Raw genomic sequence first — 15,061 nt, forward strand, 5'->3', positions numbered from 1 at the left:
ACAAGAAGGCGCCGAAAATAATAAAGAGGATAATGAAGGAAGCAGAAACGGCCGTAGCATCGCCAAAAATACCTTCAGTGGTGACATACATATAGTTGAAGATGTCGCTAAACGTATAGCCTCGATGCGCAAAGTCTCCCGGCAAATACGGGCCCAGATACGCATACGCGACAAAAATGCTGGCCATCGCTGTAAGCTCCCACCCTGCCACTCGGCGCGAAGCCTCCAGGACAAGCAGGCAGGTGATGGTCGCAAAAGTCACGTCAAGCGTCGAAGGGATGCCGCCTCGATTGACGATATCGAGATAATAAATAAATATATAGCCTGCCGTTCCCAGTGAGGCTAGCGCCATCACAACATCCAAAAGAGACAGCTTTTTGCGCGACGCTTTCTTCCACCCCGGATATAACAGATAGATCAGGCAAAGTACAACCGCCACATGGAGAGAACGGTGCTTTAGCGTTACAAATGGGATGGCATAGGCAGCGTAGAGATGATAGAGGGCAAAGCAGATGGCAATGACAGAAACGAGCAGGCCTATCCACTTTTTGTCAAAAACCCGATAACCCGCTTCCTTGTCGTACTCCTGCAAGATAGCCTGCGCCTTGCTTTCATTTTGGCGCACTTCTTCATCCGTAAGCATCTGGTTCGAAGCACTCATCTACTCGTCACTCCCTTTCTTTTCAAGCTTGTATACAAACCGGTACCACCAAGGAAACCACTTGACGGAAAGCTCCAACGACGTACCCAATGGCAATACATCGGATAATTTCCACTGTTGACCACTGACTCGCAATACGTAATCGTCCCGGGTAATCAAATAGAGAATGGACTCGCGTCGATCATGCAGATCGGATACCTTGATCCAGCCGTCTTGAACAGTCACTTTCGCATCTGCAAACTCTGTGGGAACTCCTGCTCCGAAGGAACGAAAGGAGGTCTCTGCCAGCTCCATCCCATACAGCCAATGCACGCTGTACGTCTCTCTCCAAGGAGTAAGCTCGACAGAATGCACCCACTCCACTTCAAATTGATCGGTCATTCCAAGAGGCACTGCGCCGATTGTCTCTTGCTGGTGAAAATCGTTTAGAAATAAAAAGGGTTGGGGCCCCAGCGCCGTGAGGCCCACAAAGAGGAGAAGCAGCCTGAATATCCATTTCTTCATGATGTCTCCTCCCTTTTTATCAGGTCGTGCGATTACATCGATTAGTTGATAGCGCCAACTTCCTTATAGTATTTTTCTGCACCCGGATGGAGCGGTACCACGAGGTTCTTGCCCGCTTCTTTTACGTCAATGTCCTTGGCTGCGTTGTGCGCCTCTTTTAATGCATCGATATTTTCAAAGAAGGCTTTGGTCAGCTTGTACACCTGTTCATCGGAAAAGTCGCTCCGAACGAGCATGATGTTGCGAATTGCGGCTGTTTGGACAGGCTGATCGTTTTTATAGAGACCTGCCGGGATTTCCGCAGAAACGAAGAACGGGAATTTTTCCGCCATCCTGTCGACATCTTCTTTTTTGATCGGGACAATCTCCACGTCTTTGGTCGTCATCAGATCGATCACGGTAGAGTTCGGCAGTCCGGACGTTACGAATGCTGCGTCAATGGCGTTGTTTTTCAACTGCTCGATCGCCTCGGCGTAAGACAGGTAGTCCGCCTTGATGTCGTTGTAGGTAATACCGTGACCAGCCAGCACCATGCGGGCGTTCACTTCGACACCGGAGTTGGGTGCCCCTACACCGACGCGTTTGCCTTTCAGGTCGGCAATCGATTTAATATTGCGGTCTTTCAACGTAACGACCTGCACGTAGTTCAGGTACAGACCGGCCATTGCTCTCAAGTCCTTGATAGCGCCGCTTTCCTTGAAGTTTTCTTGTCCTTCGTATGCAAAGGAAGTAACGTCTGACATGACAAAGGCAAGATCGGCCTTTTTCGTCTTCAACAGATTGATGTTTTCAACAGAGGCGCCGGTAGATTGGACGGACGCATTGTAGCCCAGCTTCTCCTTGTAGATTTTCGACATGGCGCCGCCAATGGTGTAGTAAGGCCCCGAGCTTCCGCCGGTAGCGATTGTCAGGAACTTCTGCTCGGCTCCCCCACCGCCTCCTCCTGAAGCTTCTCCGCCAGATCCGGTCGAAGGCGCGGATTGGTTTCCACAAGCTGCGACAGTAAGGACAAGCAGCGTGGATGATAAGATCGTGAGCATTTTCTTCAACATTGTGATTCCCCCTTTTCTTTTTTGAAACCGTTTACAACAAAATAAAGCAAGAGCCGTGCCACATCATGATTACACGAAAAATGACGCTTTTTGCCGTTCCGCTTCGGCGACAAAAGAGAAAAACCGGAAAAAATGTCCGAATCGGGCGGAATTTTTTTCCGGTTATGGGGCCAGCGATTATTTACGACTCGAGATATTGCTTGAGTTTTTGACGCAATCCCCGCTCACTAATCCCCAGCTGATCGGCTGTCTTTTTGCGATGTCCGCCGTTCTTTTCCAGGGTGTGCAGAATTACCAGCCGCTCGGCCTCCTCCAGTGTCGCATTCGCCGGCACGAATACGCCCTCCTGACTCTTCGGAAAAAGGCGTTTTCCTGTCGGCTGGCTGACCAGGGAAGCGGGCAAGTCTTCCATGGTAAGGATCTCTCCCGCGGAGAGGGCTATCGCATATTCGATAATATTGGCCAGTTCCCTCACGTTGCCCGGAAATGAATAGGCGAACAGCTTCTTTTTTACATCCGGGCTGCATTCTTTCTTTTCCCTGCCCATGTTGGCTGCATAAAGATCGAGAAAATAGTCAACCAGGAGAGGCACATCCTCCGGCCGTTCACGCAACGCAGGGGTACGGATTGGAATCACATTCAGACGGTAGTACAAATCCTCGCGAAAGGTACCCTTGGCCACTTCCTCTTCCAAATTCCGATTGGTCGCCGCGATGAGACGGATATCTATCTCTTTTGTAGAATAACTGCCCAAGGGAGTCACGGTGCGCTCCTGAATGACCCGCAGCAGCTTGGCTTGCAGAGCAAGCGGCATCTCCCCGATCTCATCGAGAAAGACCGTGCCTCCGTGCGAACGCTCAAACAGCCCGGTTTTTTGCTGCACAGCCCCGGTAAACGCCCCTTTTGCATACCCGAATAACTCGCTCTCCAGCAAAGTCTCGGGTATCGCGGCGCAGTTTATTACGGAGAACGCAGCTTGGCTCCGAACCCCCTGATAGTGAATGGCCCTGGCAACCAGCTCTTTGCCCGTCCCGCTTTCTCCTGTGATCAGGATATTTGAGGGAATGTCCTTGACCTTTTCAATCAACTGATAAATTCGCTGCATTTGCTGGCTCTTCCCGATCATCCCGGCGTAGGACTGCTGCTGCTTGACAGCGGCGCTCAATACCTTTACCCTCTTGTGCAGCTTTTGAAATTCCAGCGCTTTGTTTATCAAGAGCTTCACCTCGTCCAGATGAAGCGGCTTGGTCAGGTAGTGGTACGCCCCCGCTTTCATCGCCGCTACAGACGATTCAATCGTTCCAAAGGCAGTCATCATGATAACCGTCAGGTCCGGACGCAGTTTTTTTAGCTTCGGAAGCAGCTCCAGTCCGCTGGTAGAGCCGAGATTGAGATCGAGCAGCACACAGTCGATCTCCTCTTGCTCAAGGACAGCGAGTGCCGTCTGCTCGTCCTTGGCTGTAAATACATCGAAATCATCCTCTAACGCAAACGACAGAGAGGCGCAGATTGCCGGTTCGTCGTCCACAATCAGCAAGCGTGTCATGGCTGTCCTCCTTCTATTCCCTACTGAAAAAACAGGGTGAACGTCGTGCCCTCTCCTTTTGTACTGCTGACATCAATCCGGCCTCCGTGTTCCCGCATGATTTTGTCGCTGACATACAGTCCCAGACCGATCCCTTGCGTCTTGGTCGTAAAAAAGGGTTCAAACAAATGGGGCAGCTGTTCCGCGCTCATCCCTTCTCCCGTATCGCTGACCGTCAGCTCCACGCCGTCCGCACTTTCCCGAGCCTTGATATGAAGCCGTTTTACGGAACTTGTCGACATGGCTTCCAGCGCATTTATCATCAAGTTGATCAGCACTTGTTTCAGCCTTCTGCGGTCGAGGCATACCTTGATTCCCTGAGGCACTTCAATATGCATTTCGACTTGCTCGTTTACCGCCCGTTTTGCAAACAGCCCCAGGACAGAATCCACCAGCATTTTGAGGTCCGTCTCCTCTATTTCCAACGGCTTGGAACGGGAGTAGTCCAGCAGGTCCTCCAGGATTCGATTCATTCGCTCCATTTCTTCCGGTACATAATGCAGCAGCTCGGAGCGAAAACGCTCGTCATCCAGCTTCTTTGGCAGCATATCGATAAAGGTTTTGATCGCTGTGAGCGGGTTTCTCAGTTCGTGAGCCATCCCTGCTGCCAATTGGCCGAGTGCATGCATTTTTTCCTGCGAAATCAGCCTCGCCTGCAGCCGCTTTTGCTCGGTCCTATCCTGCAGGCTGACGATCCACCCGACATGCTCGGAGACAGCGTTGCCAAAGGGAGCCATATAGTAGTGAAAGACGCGGACAGAAGATTGTTCCAACTGAAACTCTCCTTCATAAAAGGAAGGCTTGTCCGCCGCGAGAGCTTGTTCCACAGGCAGTTGCGGAAGCAGGGCACTGATATGCCGTCCGATCGCATCATCGTCTGTCAAAAGCAGCCGCCGCGTCACCTGGTTGACCAGCGTAATATGTCCGAAAACGTCCAGGGAGAGGATCGCGCTCTCCGTATTGTCCAGAACCTGCCTTTGGAACGCCATCACGTCGGCCAGTGCAGCCGTCTGGCGTCTCACCTCTGCTTTTAGCCGTTTGTTCCAGAAAAAGATCGTCACCAAGGTAATCGACACGAGTGCCATGACGACCAAAAGGCCGATCACTACTTTGCGATACCGGTCCGTCGCATGCGTTGCGTACGGTTCAAAGTAATGGCTGTACAGCCGGGTATAGGTTCCGTCCCGATAGAGCTTGTTCAACTCTTCGTTAATCTTGTCGAGCAGTTCATAATTGCCTTCCCGAACGGCAAAGGCGTAATCGGTCGGATTGATCAGACCGGAGCGCATCACGAACTCGTCTTGTTTGTTCGCCTTCTCCAGAAGGTACTCCGCTGTCCAGCGATTTCCGATAAACGCATCGGCTCTTCCCCTTATCAAATTGTCCAGGGCATCCCGCTGGTTGAAGGATACGAGCATTTTGACTCTTCGGACACTTTCCAGCAAGTCCATGCCGACATTGCCACGCTGTACAGCAACGACTTTTTCCCGCAATTGATTCAGGGTAAAAATCTCACTGTCCTGCTTGGGAACCAAAAGCACCTCGGACATGGTAAAAAACGATTCGCTAAAGTCGAAGACAAGATCGTAGCGGTTCGTATACTTGATGCCGAGAAGCACATCCACCTTTCCGTCCTTCAGATAGGAAAGGGCGTCCTCCCATTCCAGCGGCACATACTCCAGCTCATAGCCGTTCTCTTCGGCAATGGCCTTTATCAGATCAATGTTGAATCCGCTGGCATTGCCGTTTTCGTCCATATACGCAAAAGGAGGGAGCTCCTTGTCGAAGGCGACGCGAAGCACCTTGTCACTGGCACCCGCCGGTTCAGGAAACAACGATAAGCACATAAACAAAACGGCTGCCCACAAGCAGTGATTCCTCACACTGTCCCCTCCCTCTCGTTTGTTTGCCGCATGCTTTTCCGGCTGGATCAGCATGGAAAAAGCCCCTGCCTGGACAGGAGCCTCAATTATCTTGCAACTGACGGCAAGGCGCTGTCGTCTTCGGTCTGTCAGTCTGCTGGTCTTTTATTTCTGATTGTCTGTCCGGGGGCTTTCTCTTCATTGCCGCCTAATACTCTTCACACAACGAACCCTAATTACAATTACATTTTTCCGCGATTGGCAATTTTCCCTCTACATTATAGCGGATCAATCATGCCAAATAATAGTCATCTCGATTATATTACGCGTGGCTTGGAAAAACACCGTCACTTGCTCAAACAGGATCTCCTTTTCAAGATGACTGCGAAAAACACGCTTGAGGCCGCAGAAACGATCAATTTGAGAAAAGCTTTTTCAGACAAGCCCATTGAAAAATAGGTCCACGCTTTGTATAAATCGGAAACTCCGGGTACCCATTGAACGGCAAAGGAAAACCCGAAAAAATCAGGCAAGCTGATGATGAGATAGGTAGTGACGAAAATTAGCAACGCTTTCATTTCCTCTCACCCCTTTTCTTTAAACAGTAGCGGCTAATCCATCCCAAAACAAAAAAGCGGCTATAAGCCGCCACTTTAACATCTGGCTGCCCAGGCCTCTACTTCAACCTTCAGTTTGGGCTGCGCCAAAGCAGAAACATAAGCCATCGTTGTAGAGGGGGGGTTGCCACCGTGGAATTCTTTCCAAATGGCAGTAAACTGATCCCGATTGATCATCTCTGTTAACCAGATGTTTATTTTTAGTATACCTTCTGACGTAACGCCTTCACTGCTCAAAATGCTGGTTACATTGTTTAGAGCGTTTCTAAGTTGTTCTTCGACTCCTTCGGGCAGGTTTCCATCCCGATCTGTTCCTACTTGCCCTGATAGCACAAGTATGTCTGCCTCTCTTGGCACAATGGTCAGATGTGAATAGGAGCCTATTGGAGGTGCTACATTTTCAGGGTTTTTGCGAATGATTTCCAAACAGCTTCCTCCTCGCATTCTATTTGGATAATAATACCACAATGATAGGAGGGCTGGCGTCAAATTAACAGCATGCAATGTGCGATCTAGCTAGGATGAGAATGGCGAAAATCTATCGGCATTATACCATCCCGACTGCCGTTACCGCCGCTTTTGCAGTTCTGCCAGCACGTCGTCGAGCGGAAGCTTTTGTTCCCGCAGCAGCACAAGCAGGTGATACAGGAGATCAGCCGCTTCGTAACGGAGCTCGTCATGACTGCGATTCTTCGCCGCGATGATCACTTCGGCCGCTTCCTCGCCGACCTTTTTCAAAATCTTGTCTACGCCTTTTTCAAACAGATAGGTGGTGTAGGCGCCTTCCGGGCGCTCCGCTTCGCGTGAGGCGATCAACTGCTCCAGCTCGTTCAAAATGGAGAAACGGTCGGAAGAGACAGCCGATGGTATTTTTTCTTTCGCTAAAATGCTAGATTCAGTTGCCGCAGCAATGCCAGAACCAGCCGCTGCTCTTGCGTCCGTTTCAGTTGCAGTGCTTGCGTTCGCTTCAGTTGCGGCACTCGCTTCATCGCTTGCCGTGATTCCGACGGTTGTCAACTGTCCGGCAAAACAACTGTACGACCCGGTGTGGCAAGCCGGTCCTTGTGGAACAACCAGCACGACTAGGGCGTCTTTATCGCAATCGTATTTGATCGAAACAATTCGCTGCGTGTGGCCGGAGGTCGCTCCTTTGTGCCACAGCTCCTGCCGGGAACGGCTCCAAAACCACGTCTCCTTTGTTTCCAGCGACTTGGCCAAAGACTCTTTGTTCATGTAGGCGAGCGTCAGCACTTCCTTGCTCACGGCATCCTGTACAATGGCGGGGATCAGGCCGTTTTCGTCAAAACGGAGCGCCTCGATGTTTACAGTCAATGTCATGGTCGTATGTCGACTCCTTTCGCGAGCAGATACTCTTTTACCGCCTGGATCGAGGTCTCCTCATAGTGGAAAATGGAGGCGGCCAGAGCAGCATCAGCCTTACCTGCAGTCAGCACCTCCAAAAAATGCTCCCGACTACCGGCGCCTCCAGAAGCTATAACGGGAATCCCTACCGCTTCCGATACAAGCCGGTTCAGCTCGATGTCAAAGCCTTTCTTTTCTCCGTCGGCATCCATGCTGGTCAAGAGAATTTCGCCCGCTCCCAGAGCCTCGGCTTCCTGCGCCCACTCGATCAAATCCTTGCCTGCAGCATTTCGTCCGCCGTGGGTGTACACTTCCCACTTGTTCTCTCCGACCTGCCGTGCGTCGATAGCGACGACCACACACTGGGTGCCAAAGACCTGTGCCCCCTCGCGGATCAGCTCCGGACGCAGCACCGCTGCCGTATTCAACGAAATTTTATCGGCTCCTGCCCGCAGAATGCGCCTCATGTCGTCCACACTGTTGATCCCGCCGCCGACCGTGAAAGGGATCGTAATGTTGGCTGCCGTCTGTTCGATTACGTCCACCATCGTTTTGCGCCCTTCATGGGAGGCCGAAATGTCCAGGAAAACGAGCTCGTCGGCTCCTTCCTCGCTGTACTTTTTGGCCAGCTCCACCGGATCTCCGGCGTCGCGCAGCCCGAGAAACTGTATACCTTTGACGACCCGTCCGTCCTTGACGTCGAGGCAGGGAATGATTCGCTTGGCCAGCATGCTATTCACACTCCCTCAGCCAAGATACAGCCTCGGTCAGCGTAAAGGCTTTCGTATACAGGGCCTTGCCGACGATAGCCCCGCCGACACCTTCCCCGGCATAACGATGCAGGGCAGTCAAATCATCGAGCACGCTCACCCCGCCGGAGGCGATCACTGTTTTTCCAGTGGCACGGGCCAGTGCGAAAATCTCCTCCACATTCGGGCCTGTGAGGGTGCCATCGCGGGCGATATCCGTGTAAATAAAGGTCTCCGCTCCGTATTGGGCGAGCCGGTTTGCCAGTTCAGTAGCACTCACGTCGGTCGTCGTCAGCCAGCCTCGCGTCGCCACCATGCCGCCCCTGCAGTCAAGCCCGATGGCGATCTTTTCTCTGTAACGTCGGAGAATCCTCTCGGTAAATGGCTCGTCTTCGATCGCCGCTGTCCCGAGGATGACGCGGGAAACTCCTGCCTCCAGATAGTCATTGATCTGTTCTTCCGTGCGAATCCCTCCGCCTACCTGCACAGGAACACTCACAGACCGGGCGATTGTTTTGATCAGCTCTCCATTGACCGGCAGCCCTTCCTTGGCTCCATCGAGGTCAACCAGGTGAATCCAGGAAGCGCCTTGGGCCACCCACTCCCTGGCCATTTCCAGAGGCGAGTCGGCATAAACGGTCTCCTGCGCGTAGTCTCCCTGAAACAGACGGACGCATTTGCCGCCGCGAATATCGATAGCCGGATAGATCGTAAAGCTCGTACTCATGCCTTTTCCCCCTTACACAGTTCAGCAAAATTGGCCAGCAGCCTCATCCCCGTCTCGCCGCTCTTTTCCGGGTGGAATTGCATGCCGTACACCTGATCTTGCCCGACGATGGCTGTCACCTGCTGATGGTACTCCGTCGTTGCCAGCAGGACCTTCTCATCGCTTACCCGGACATGGTAGGAGTGGACGAAGTAGACGTAATCGCCGCTTTTCACTCCGCTGAGCAGTGGATGCTCCGCTCGCATATGAAGCTGGTTCCAGCCCATATGCGGCACCTTGTAGTCTCCTTCAAAGCGTACGGCCTCTCCGCCAATCAGTCCCAGTCCTGCTGCGACTCCGTGTTCTGTGCTTTGTTCGAACAAAAGCTGCATGCCAAGGCAAATTCCCAGGATCGGACGTCCGGAAGCCGCGTACGAGCGAATGCCCTCTTCCAGCTCCAGCTCACGAATGTTTTTCATGGCATCCCCGAAGGCCCCGACTCCTGGAAGGATGGCTCCCGAAAGGCCTTCTAGCCGCTCCGGTCTGGAGACAAATTCATAGGAGCAGCCGAGCCTTTCCAGCGCTTTTCCCAAGCTGTACAAATTGCCCATGCCGTAGTCGATGATTCCGATCATCTTACAAAACTCCTTTTGTAGACGGGACTCCTTTGACCCGCGGGTCGATACTCGTCGCTTCATCCAATGCTCGCGCCAGCGCTTTGAAAATCGCTTCGATCATGTGGTGGGTATTGTGGCCATAATGCAGGATGACGTGCAGATTGATCCGGGCTTCCAGGGCAAACTTCCAAAGAAATTCATGCACTAGCTCCGTCGGGAATTGCCCCACGACAGGAGACGGATATGCAGCCCGGTATTCCAGATGGGGACGGTTGCTGATATCGATGACCACCTGCGCCAAAGCGTCGTCCATCGGGACAAAGGCGTTGCCGTAGCGCTTGATCCCCTTTTTGTCGCCAAGCGCTTCCCGCAGTGCTTGCCCGAGACAAATGCCGATATCTTCTACGGTATGGTGGTAGTCGATCTCGATGTCTCCCTTCGCCTTGACGGTGAGGTCAAAATGGCCGTGCCGGGCAAACAAGTCCAGCATATGGTCGAGGAACGGCACGCCGGAATCCTGTTTGCTCTCTCCGCTCCCGTCGACCGCAAATGCCAGCGCAATATCGGTTTCGTTGGTTGTCCGCGCGATCTGCGCGTTTCGCTTGATTATCTCGATCATGACTGTTCACGCTCCCCGTCTTCTTTGGCGAAATCATAAAGCCGCTCCTGGATCGCACGTCCGTGGGCATGCAAGCCCTCCTGCCAAGCCAGCGCGACGATTTTGCGGCCGTTTGCCTGCAAATCCTGTCTGCTGTAGGAAACGACGCTCGATTTTTTGATAAAGTCATCCACGGACAGCGGCGAGGAAAAGCGGGCCGTACCATTGGTCGGGATGACGTGATTCGTGCCTGCAAAATAATCGCCGACCGGCTCCGATGAGTAAGGCCCGAGAAAAATCGCTCCGGCGTTCTCCACCCTGCCCAACTGGTCAAACGGGTTTTCCACCATCAGCTCCAAATGCTCGGGGGCCAATCGGTTGACGACGGCAAAGCCTTCATCCAAGTCCTGCACGAGCAAAATCGCGCCAAAGTCCCGCAACGCCGCTTCCGCGATGGAACGGCGGGGCAGATCTTCCAGCTGCCGCTCCAATTCGCGGGCCGTGGCCTCTGCCAGCGACGGCGACGGGGTAACCAGCACGGCCGCCGACATCGGATCGTGCTCCGCCTGTGACAGCAGGTCAGCCGCAACATAGCGAGGATTGGCCGTATCGTCAGCGAGTACCACAATCTCGCTCGGGCCGGCAACCATGTCAATGCTGACGAGACCAAAGACTTCCCGCTTCGCGAGTGCAACATAAATGTTGCCCGGACCGACAATTTTATCTGCCGGCTTGATTTGCTCCGTCCCGTAGGTGAGGGCGGCAATGGCCTGGGCACCGCCCACCTTGTAGATTTCGTTGACACCGGCAATGCGCGCCGCTACGAGAATCGCCGGATTTACTTTTCCATCCGCACCCGGAGGGGTGGTGATAACGACTTCGGGCACACCGGCGATTTTGGCCGGGACTGCATTCATCAGTACGCTGGAAGGGTAGGCAGCCGTACCGCCCGGAACGTAAAGCCCGACTCGCTGCAACGGCCGCACGATCTGACCCAGAAGCGTTCCGCTGTCCCTCATGGCAAACCAGGATTGGCGGACCTGCCGCTGGTGGTAGTCGCGAATGTTTTCCGCCGCTTCTTCCAGTGCCGCTTTCACTTCGGCACAGACCAGCTCCTCCGCTTCCCGCAACTCCGACTCGCTGACGCGAAACTGCTCCAATCGTACTTTGTCAAAACGCTCTGTATAAGCGCGGACAGCTTCGTCGCCCTTTTTCCGTACCTCCGCCAGAATGGATTGGACGGCTTGCCGCTGTTCCTCGGTCCCTGCTTCGACGGAACGCCTGGCATCGTATTTGTCTGCTCGCACGATTCGAATCATTTTGCTCCCCTCTCCCTTTCCCGCATCATTACCGGGGGATCACTTCCAGAAATTTTTGGGCAATGTCGTCAACGGCTTCACTTTTCATCCGGTAGCTCGCCCGATTGGCGATCAACCGCGTCGTAATCTCGCATATATGCTCCAGCTCGACCAGCCCGTTTTCCTTCAAGGTCCGGCCGGTAGAGACAATATCGACGATCCGGTCGGCCAGGCCGATCAACGGGGCGAGCTCGACGGAACCGTTCAGCTTGATTACTTCTACCTGCTGCCCCTGCTCACGGAAATACCGGGATGCGATCCGCGGGTACTTGGTCGCTACCCGCGGCGCCTCAGTGGGTGTCCAGTCCTCAAGCCCCGCGACCACCATCCGGCAGTAGCCGATCTGCAAATTCAACAGCTCGTAGACGTCACGCTCCTCTTCCAGCAGGACGTCCTTGCCCACGACGCCGACGTCTGCCACCCCGTACTCCACATAGGTAGGCACGTCTGTCGGCTTTGCGAGAATAAACTCCAGACTCGTGTTCTTCACAGGGATAATCAATTTTCGCGAATCCTGCAGCTCGGCTGTCACCTCCATGCCCGCCTGCTGCAAAAAGGCAACCGCTTCTTCAAAAATCCTGCCCTTCGGCATGGCAATCGTCAGTTTGCGCTCGTTGTCAGACAGACTCATCTCTCATTCCTCCTGTTCCGTCAGGCTGATCACGCTGTATTCCGCATGCTCGCTCCACACCAATGCTTCTGTCCGGTCCTTTACCCGTCTCGTCTCTACGATCTGCCCCTCCCGGCGCATTCGCTGAGCTTCTGCGAAAGCCTTGGCCCGGTATTCATCCGTATAGAACAATAGCACATGCTGTTTTTCCGGCGAGGCCAACGCAGGCGTCACCTGCAACAGCCGATCCATTTTGATTGCGAATCCGGTCGCTGGCGCAGGACGCCCAAACTGTTCAAGCAGCCGGTCGTATCTGCCGCCCCCCAGCAGCGGCGAGCCCAGGTCGGCCGCATATCCTTCAAACACGACACCCGTGTAGTAATTCATGTTGCTGATCAGGTTGAAATCAAGCAGCAGCGCCTCTGTTACTCCGTATGCCTCCAGTGCAGCCCAAAGCGAAGCAACCGTCTCAACGGCCCGGCGAGCCCTTCCGTTTACCGTCAGCTGGCGGGCCTCTTCGATCTTCCCTTTGCCCCCGCGCAGACGTAAAAGCGCATCCAGCCGTTTCTTTTCCTCTGCTGAAAGGTTAAGACGCTCCGTCAACTGACGAAAGCCGACGAAATCCCGCTCGTACAGAAAGCGGCGGAATTGGGACCGGTCTTCCTCGTCAGCGACCGTCTCCTCCAGAAGACCTTCCACAAAGTCAACATGGCCGATCGCGATCCGAAACGTTTCAACCCCTGACGCCTGCAAGCAAAAGACTGCCAACGCAATCGCCTCGGCGTCAGCATCTACGGAAGCATCGCCGATCAGTTCGATTCCCGTCTGGAAAAATTCAGCATTGCGCCCCGCCTCTTTTTCCTGGGCCCGAAAAACATTGGTCTGGTAAAACAGCCGAATCGGCAGTGGAACGTCTTTATATAAGGACGAAACGACCCGCGCTATAGGCGATGTCATATCGGGGCGGAGCACAACCGTATGCCCCTGTTTATCCAACAGCCGAAACATTCTGTCAGTGAGCGTAACACTTGCGGCACCTACCGTATCGTAGTACTCCAGTGACGGGGTCATGATCTCTCTGTACCCCCAGCGCTCGATGCAATCCCGCAGCTCGCGCTCCAAATGCCGTTGTTTGGCCAGTGATTCCGGCAATATGTCCCGCATGCCCAAAGGCTTTTCAAATCCCAACGGCTTTGTCATCGCATGTCCCTCCGAATCCATTCGCTTTACTCTGCTAATATGGTAGCAAACTAAAGTATTAGTAGAAGATTAACATGTTGCCATCTGTCGGTCAACTGCGATAGTTATAGTCTGAATATTCCGTTTGTTGTTGGCAGACTTAATCTGAATCAACAGTCCCTCCCTTATTGCTTTGTGTGTACGGCTTCCTCTAAAGCGGCTGTGGCAAAGAGAAGCCTGTTTCCATTCTGCGCTCCGGTCTACGTCCCGCAGGGAAGCTATGACTGTCCGCTCCGCAATGGTCACGAGGGAATCGCAAAACGACGCGTAGCTGCAGAGTGAATTCATAGGTTGCGATTCTGTTTCCTCGGGACCATTGCTCCACTGGGCTGGACTTCGCTAGTCGCTCCGACTGGAAACAGGCTTCTCCAGCGAGCAGAACTGCTTCCCCGAGCTTTGAAAAGCATGCGGGATCGTTCAGGTTGTTGTTTAAGGTTCATCGAATGCTTTCTCAGTTGGTGTACCTTCAGATTGTCTTAGGCTCACAACAAACCTGATCCAGGTAAGCTGACGGGGGCTCTTTTAGACGGAAACTCTTTTCAAACGAAGCTCTTTTCCAACAAAGCTCTTTCAAACCAACCTCTTAAACCAGTTCGGGCTAATGTCCGAACTGGTTTTCGTAAAGAAAACCAACAGTGTAGAGATGAAAAAGGAGAAAACCGCGAAGGTCTTTGGGACACCTCCCAGGCGGAATGGAAAAAGCAAAACACGCTTTTAGCGTCCAACTCTGAGACGCCCCCTCGAACAGGCTGCTTTTGGACGCGGTTTTGCTTTTGGAATGGAGCCGGCCAGTCCAGCCCCCTCGCAGTGTCCCACCGAACCTTGAGCGGTTTTCTCCTTTTTCATCTCTTCCACTACAGCCTGTCCAACCGCCAACATAAAACCCGCAACGAAGTGCAAACGAAAGCCCCGCTTTAATAACAAGTGACGATTACAAACAAAACAAAACCGCCGATTACCCGGCGGTTCGAATGCTTACAGCTCTGCTATGTTGTTGTCTGCTCCACGGTTTGCTGCTCAATCCCTTCCCGAATGATCTGCATCGGATTGCCGCCCACAAACGCTCCGGGAGGAACATCCTTGTGAACGACCGTACCGGCAGCCACGATCGCCCCTTCGCCGATGGTCACTCCCGGCAAAATGGTGCTGTTCGCTCCGATCAGCACTCGGTCTTCGATTCGGACCTCTCCCAAGCGGTACTCATCTACCAGGTACTCGTGAGCAAGAATGGTCGTATTGTAGCCGATCACACAATTGCGGCCGATCTTGATCAGCTCCGGAAACATAATATCCATCATGACCATCAAGGCTACTGCTGTCTTTTCTCCGATTTCCATACGCAGAAAAGTCCGGTAGAGCCAGTTTTTCCAGGAGAGAAACGGCGTGTATCGGGCAATCTGGATGACGACAAAACTCTTGACCACTTTCCAAAAGCTAACGGTTTGGTACAACTGCCACAACGGATTCGCCCCGTGGACGGGAAATCGTTTGGTCTTTCTGCTCATCTGCTCGTCCCTTTCGCGTGTGCCTTCCACAAGATG

Annotated in this window: 15 protein-coding genes (1 of these 15 only partly in view); all 15 read right to left on the minus strand. The window is 53.3% G+C overall.

All coding sequences use genetic code 11. The features are described from left to right. On the minus strand, positions 1-661 hold the 5' portion of the coding sequence (locus NST37_RS22350) for a TRAP transporter permease (protein ID WP_251238129.1). Its footprint begins 1,310 nt before the window's first position; the window shows 661 of its 1,971 coding nt (coding positions 1-661); its start codon is at positions 659-661; its stop codon lies beyond the left edge, outside the window. Further along, positions 662-1,165, minus strand: a complete 504-nt coding sequence (locus tag NST37_RS22355) for a DUF1850 domain-containing protein (RefSeq protein ID WP_003388233.1) — start codon at positions 1,163-1,165, stop codon at positions 662-664. 41 nt (positions 1,166-1,206) lie between these two features. Further along, complete coding sequence (locus NST37_RS22360) at positions 1,207-2,217, minus strand: TAXI family TRAP transporter solute-binding subunit (RefSeq protein ID WP_339166707.1); 1,011 nt, start codon at positions 2,215-2,217, stop codon at positions 1,207-1,209. A gap of 181 nt (positions 2,218-2,398) precedes the next feature. After that, complete coding sequence (locus NST37_RS22365; protein ID WP_122958892.1) at positions 2,399-3,763, minus strand: sigma-54 dependent transcriptional regulator; 1,365 nt, start codon at positions 3,761-3,763, stop codon at positions 2,399-2,401. A gap of 20 nt (positions 3,764-3,783) precedes the next feature. After that, on the minus strand, positions 3,784-5,739 hold the full coding sequence (locus NST37_RS22370; protein ID WP_339185853.1) for a transporter substrate-binding domain-containing protein: 1,956 nt from the start codon (positions 5,737-5,739) through the stop codon (positions 3,784-3,786). A 578-nt stretch (positions 5,740-6,317) separates the two neighbouring features. Beyond that, positions 6,318-6,707 carry a RidA family protein gene (locus NST37_RS22375; RefSeq protein ID WP_003388238.1) on the minus strand — a complete coding sequence of 130 codons (390 nt, stop codon included), beginning with the start codon at positions 6,705-6,707 and terminating at the stop codon, positions 6,318-6,320. Positions 6,708-6,848: 141 nt separating this feature from the next. Then, positions 6,849-7,619 carry a bifunctional phosphoribosyl-AMP cyclohydrolase/phosphoribosyl-ATP diphosphatase HisIE gene (gene hisIE, locus NST37_RS22380; RefSeq protein ID WP_039070233.1) on the minus strand — a complete coding sequence of 257 codons (771 nt, stop codon included), beginning with the start codon at positions 7,617-7,619 and terminating at the stop codon, positions 6,849-6,851. Further along, on the minus strand, positions 7,616-8,374 hold the full coding sequence (gene hisF / locus NST37_RS22385) for an imidazole glycerol phosphate synthase subunit HisF (RefSeq protein WP_003388240.1): 759 nt from the start codon (positions 8,372-8,374) through the stop codon (positions 7,616-7,618). The genes hisIE and hisF overlap by 4 nt, the downstream gene beginning before the upstream one ends. Before the next feature lies 1 nt (position 8,375). Beyond that, positions 8,376-9,119 (minus strand): 1-(5-phosphoribosyl)-5-[(5-phosphoribosylamino)methylideneamino]imidazole-4-carboxamide isomerase, encoded by a 744-nt coding sequence (gene hisA, locus NST37_RS22390; protein WP_003388242.1) that lies wholly within the window; start codon positions 9,117-9,119, stop codon positions 8,376-8,378. Further along, positions 9,116-9,733 carry an imidazole glycerol phosphate synthase subunit HisH gene (hisH, locus tag NST37_RS22395; RefSeq protein ID WP_003388244.1) on the minus strand — a complete coding sequence of 206 codons (618 nt, stop codon included), beginning with the start codon at positions 9,731-9,733 and terminating at the stop codon, positions 9,116-9,118. The genes hisA and hisH overlap by 4 nt, the downstream gene beginning before the upstream one ends. Before the next feature lies 1 nt (position 9,734). Then, entirely contained in the window at positions 9,735-10,334 is a 600-nt protein-coding gene (gene hisB, locus NST37_RS22400; protein WP_003388245.1) for an imidazoleglycerol-phosphate dehydratase HisB, read from the minus strand. Continuing rightward, positions 10,331-11,632 (minus strand): histidinol dehydrogenase, encoded by a 1,302-nt coding sequence (gene hisD / locus NST37_RS22405; protein WP_171506916.1) that lies wholly within the window; start codon positions 11,630-11,632, stop codon positions 10,331-10,333. Before hisD ends, hisB begins: the two co-directional genes overlap by 4 nt. A 28-nt stretch (positions 11,633-11,660) precedes the next feature. Beyond that, the gene (gene hisG, locus NST37_RS22410) at positions 11,661-12,302 is read right to left on the minus strand and encodes an ATP phosphoribosyltransferase (protein WP_122958888.1); all 642 of its coding nucleotides are present in this window, start codon (positions 12,300-12,302) and stop codon (positions 11,661-11,663) included. 3 nt (positions 12,303-12,305) lie between these two features. Further along, entirely contained in the window at positions 12,306-13,481 is a 1,176-nt protein-coding gene (locus tag NST37_RS22415; protein ID WP_003388248.1) for an ATP phosphoribosyltransferase regulatory subunit, read from the minus strand. A gap of 1,025 nt (positions 13,482-14,506) precedes the next feature. Then, complete coding sequence (locus NST37_RS22420) at positions 14,507-15,025, minus strand: acyltransferase (RefSeq protein WP_031932630.1); 519 nt, start codon at positions 15,023-15,025, stop codon at positions 14,507-14,509. Between the last annotated feature and the right edge of the window lie 36 nt (positions 15,026-15,061).

It is taken from the genome of Brevibacillus sp. FSL K6-6036, from assembly GCF_037964015.1.
GTDB lineage: Bacteria > Bacillota > Bacilli > Brevibacillales > Brevibacillaceae > Brevibacillus > Brevibacillus borstelensis.

Bases quoted from the DNA above. Each gene is read 5' to 3' on its own strand.
- hisA (WP_003388242.1), bottom strand. From the start codon at position 9,119: ATGAGTACGAGCTTTACGATCTATCCGGCTATCGATATTCGCGGCGGC.
- hisIE (WP_039070233.1), bottom strand. From the start codon at position 7,619: ATGACATTGACTGTAAACATCGAGGCGCTCCGTTTTGACGAAAACGGC.
- NST37_RS22365 (WP_122958892.1), bottom strand. From the start codon at position 3,763: ATGACACGCTTGCTGATTGTGGACGACGAACCGGCAATCTGCGCCTCT.
- NST37_RS22360 (WP_339166707.1), bottom strand. From the start codon at position 2,217: ATGTTGAAGAAAATGCTCACGATCTTATCATCCACGCTGCTTGTCCTT.
- hisH (WP_003388244.1), bottom strand. From the start codon at position 9,733: ATGATCGGAATCATCGACTACGGCATGGGCAATTTGTACAGCTTGGGA.
- hisD (WP_171506916.1), bottom strand. From the start codon at position 11,632: ATGATTCGAATCGTGCGAGCAGACAAATACGATGCCAGGCGTTCCGTC.
- hisF (WP_003388240.1), bottom strand. From the start codon at position 8,374: ATGCTGGCCAAGCGAATCATTCCCTGCCTCGACGTCAAGGACGGACGG.
- hisG (WP_122958888.1), bottom strand. From the start codon at position 12,302: ATGAGTCTGTCTGACAACGAGCGCAAACTGACGATTGCCATGCCGAAG.
- NST37_RS22415 (WP_003388248.1), bottom strand. From the start codon at position 13,481: ATGACAAAGCCGTTGGGATTTGAAAAGCCTTTGGGCATGCGGGACATA.
- NST37_RS22420 (WP_031932630.1), bottom strand. From the start codon at position 15,025: ATGAGCAGAAAGACCAAACGATTTCCCGTCCACGGGGCGAATCCGTTG.
- NST37_RS22370 (WP_339185853.1), bottom strand. From the start codon at position 5,739: ATGCTGATCCAGCCGGAAAAGCATGCGGCAAACAAACGAGAGGGAGGG.
- hisB (WP_003388245.1), bottom strand. From the start codon at position 10,334: ATGATCGAGATAATCAAGCGAAACGCGCAGATCGCGCGGACAACCAAC.
- NST37_RS22355 (WP_003388233.1), bottom strand. From the start codon at position 1,165: ATGAAGAAATGGATATTCAGGCTGCTTCTCCTCTTTGTGGGCCTCACG.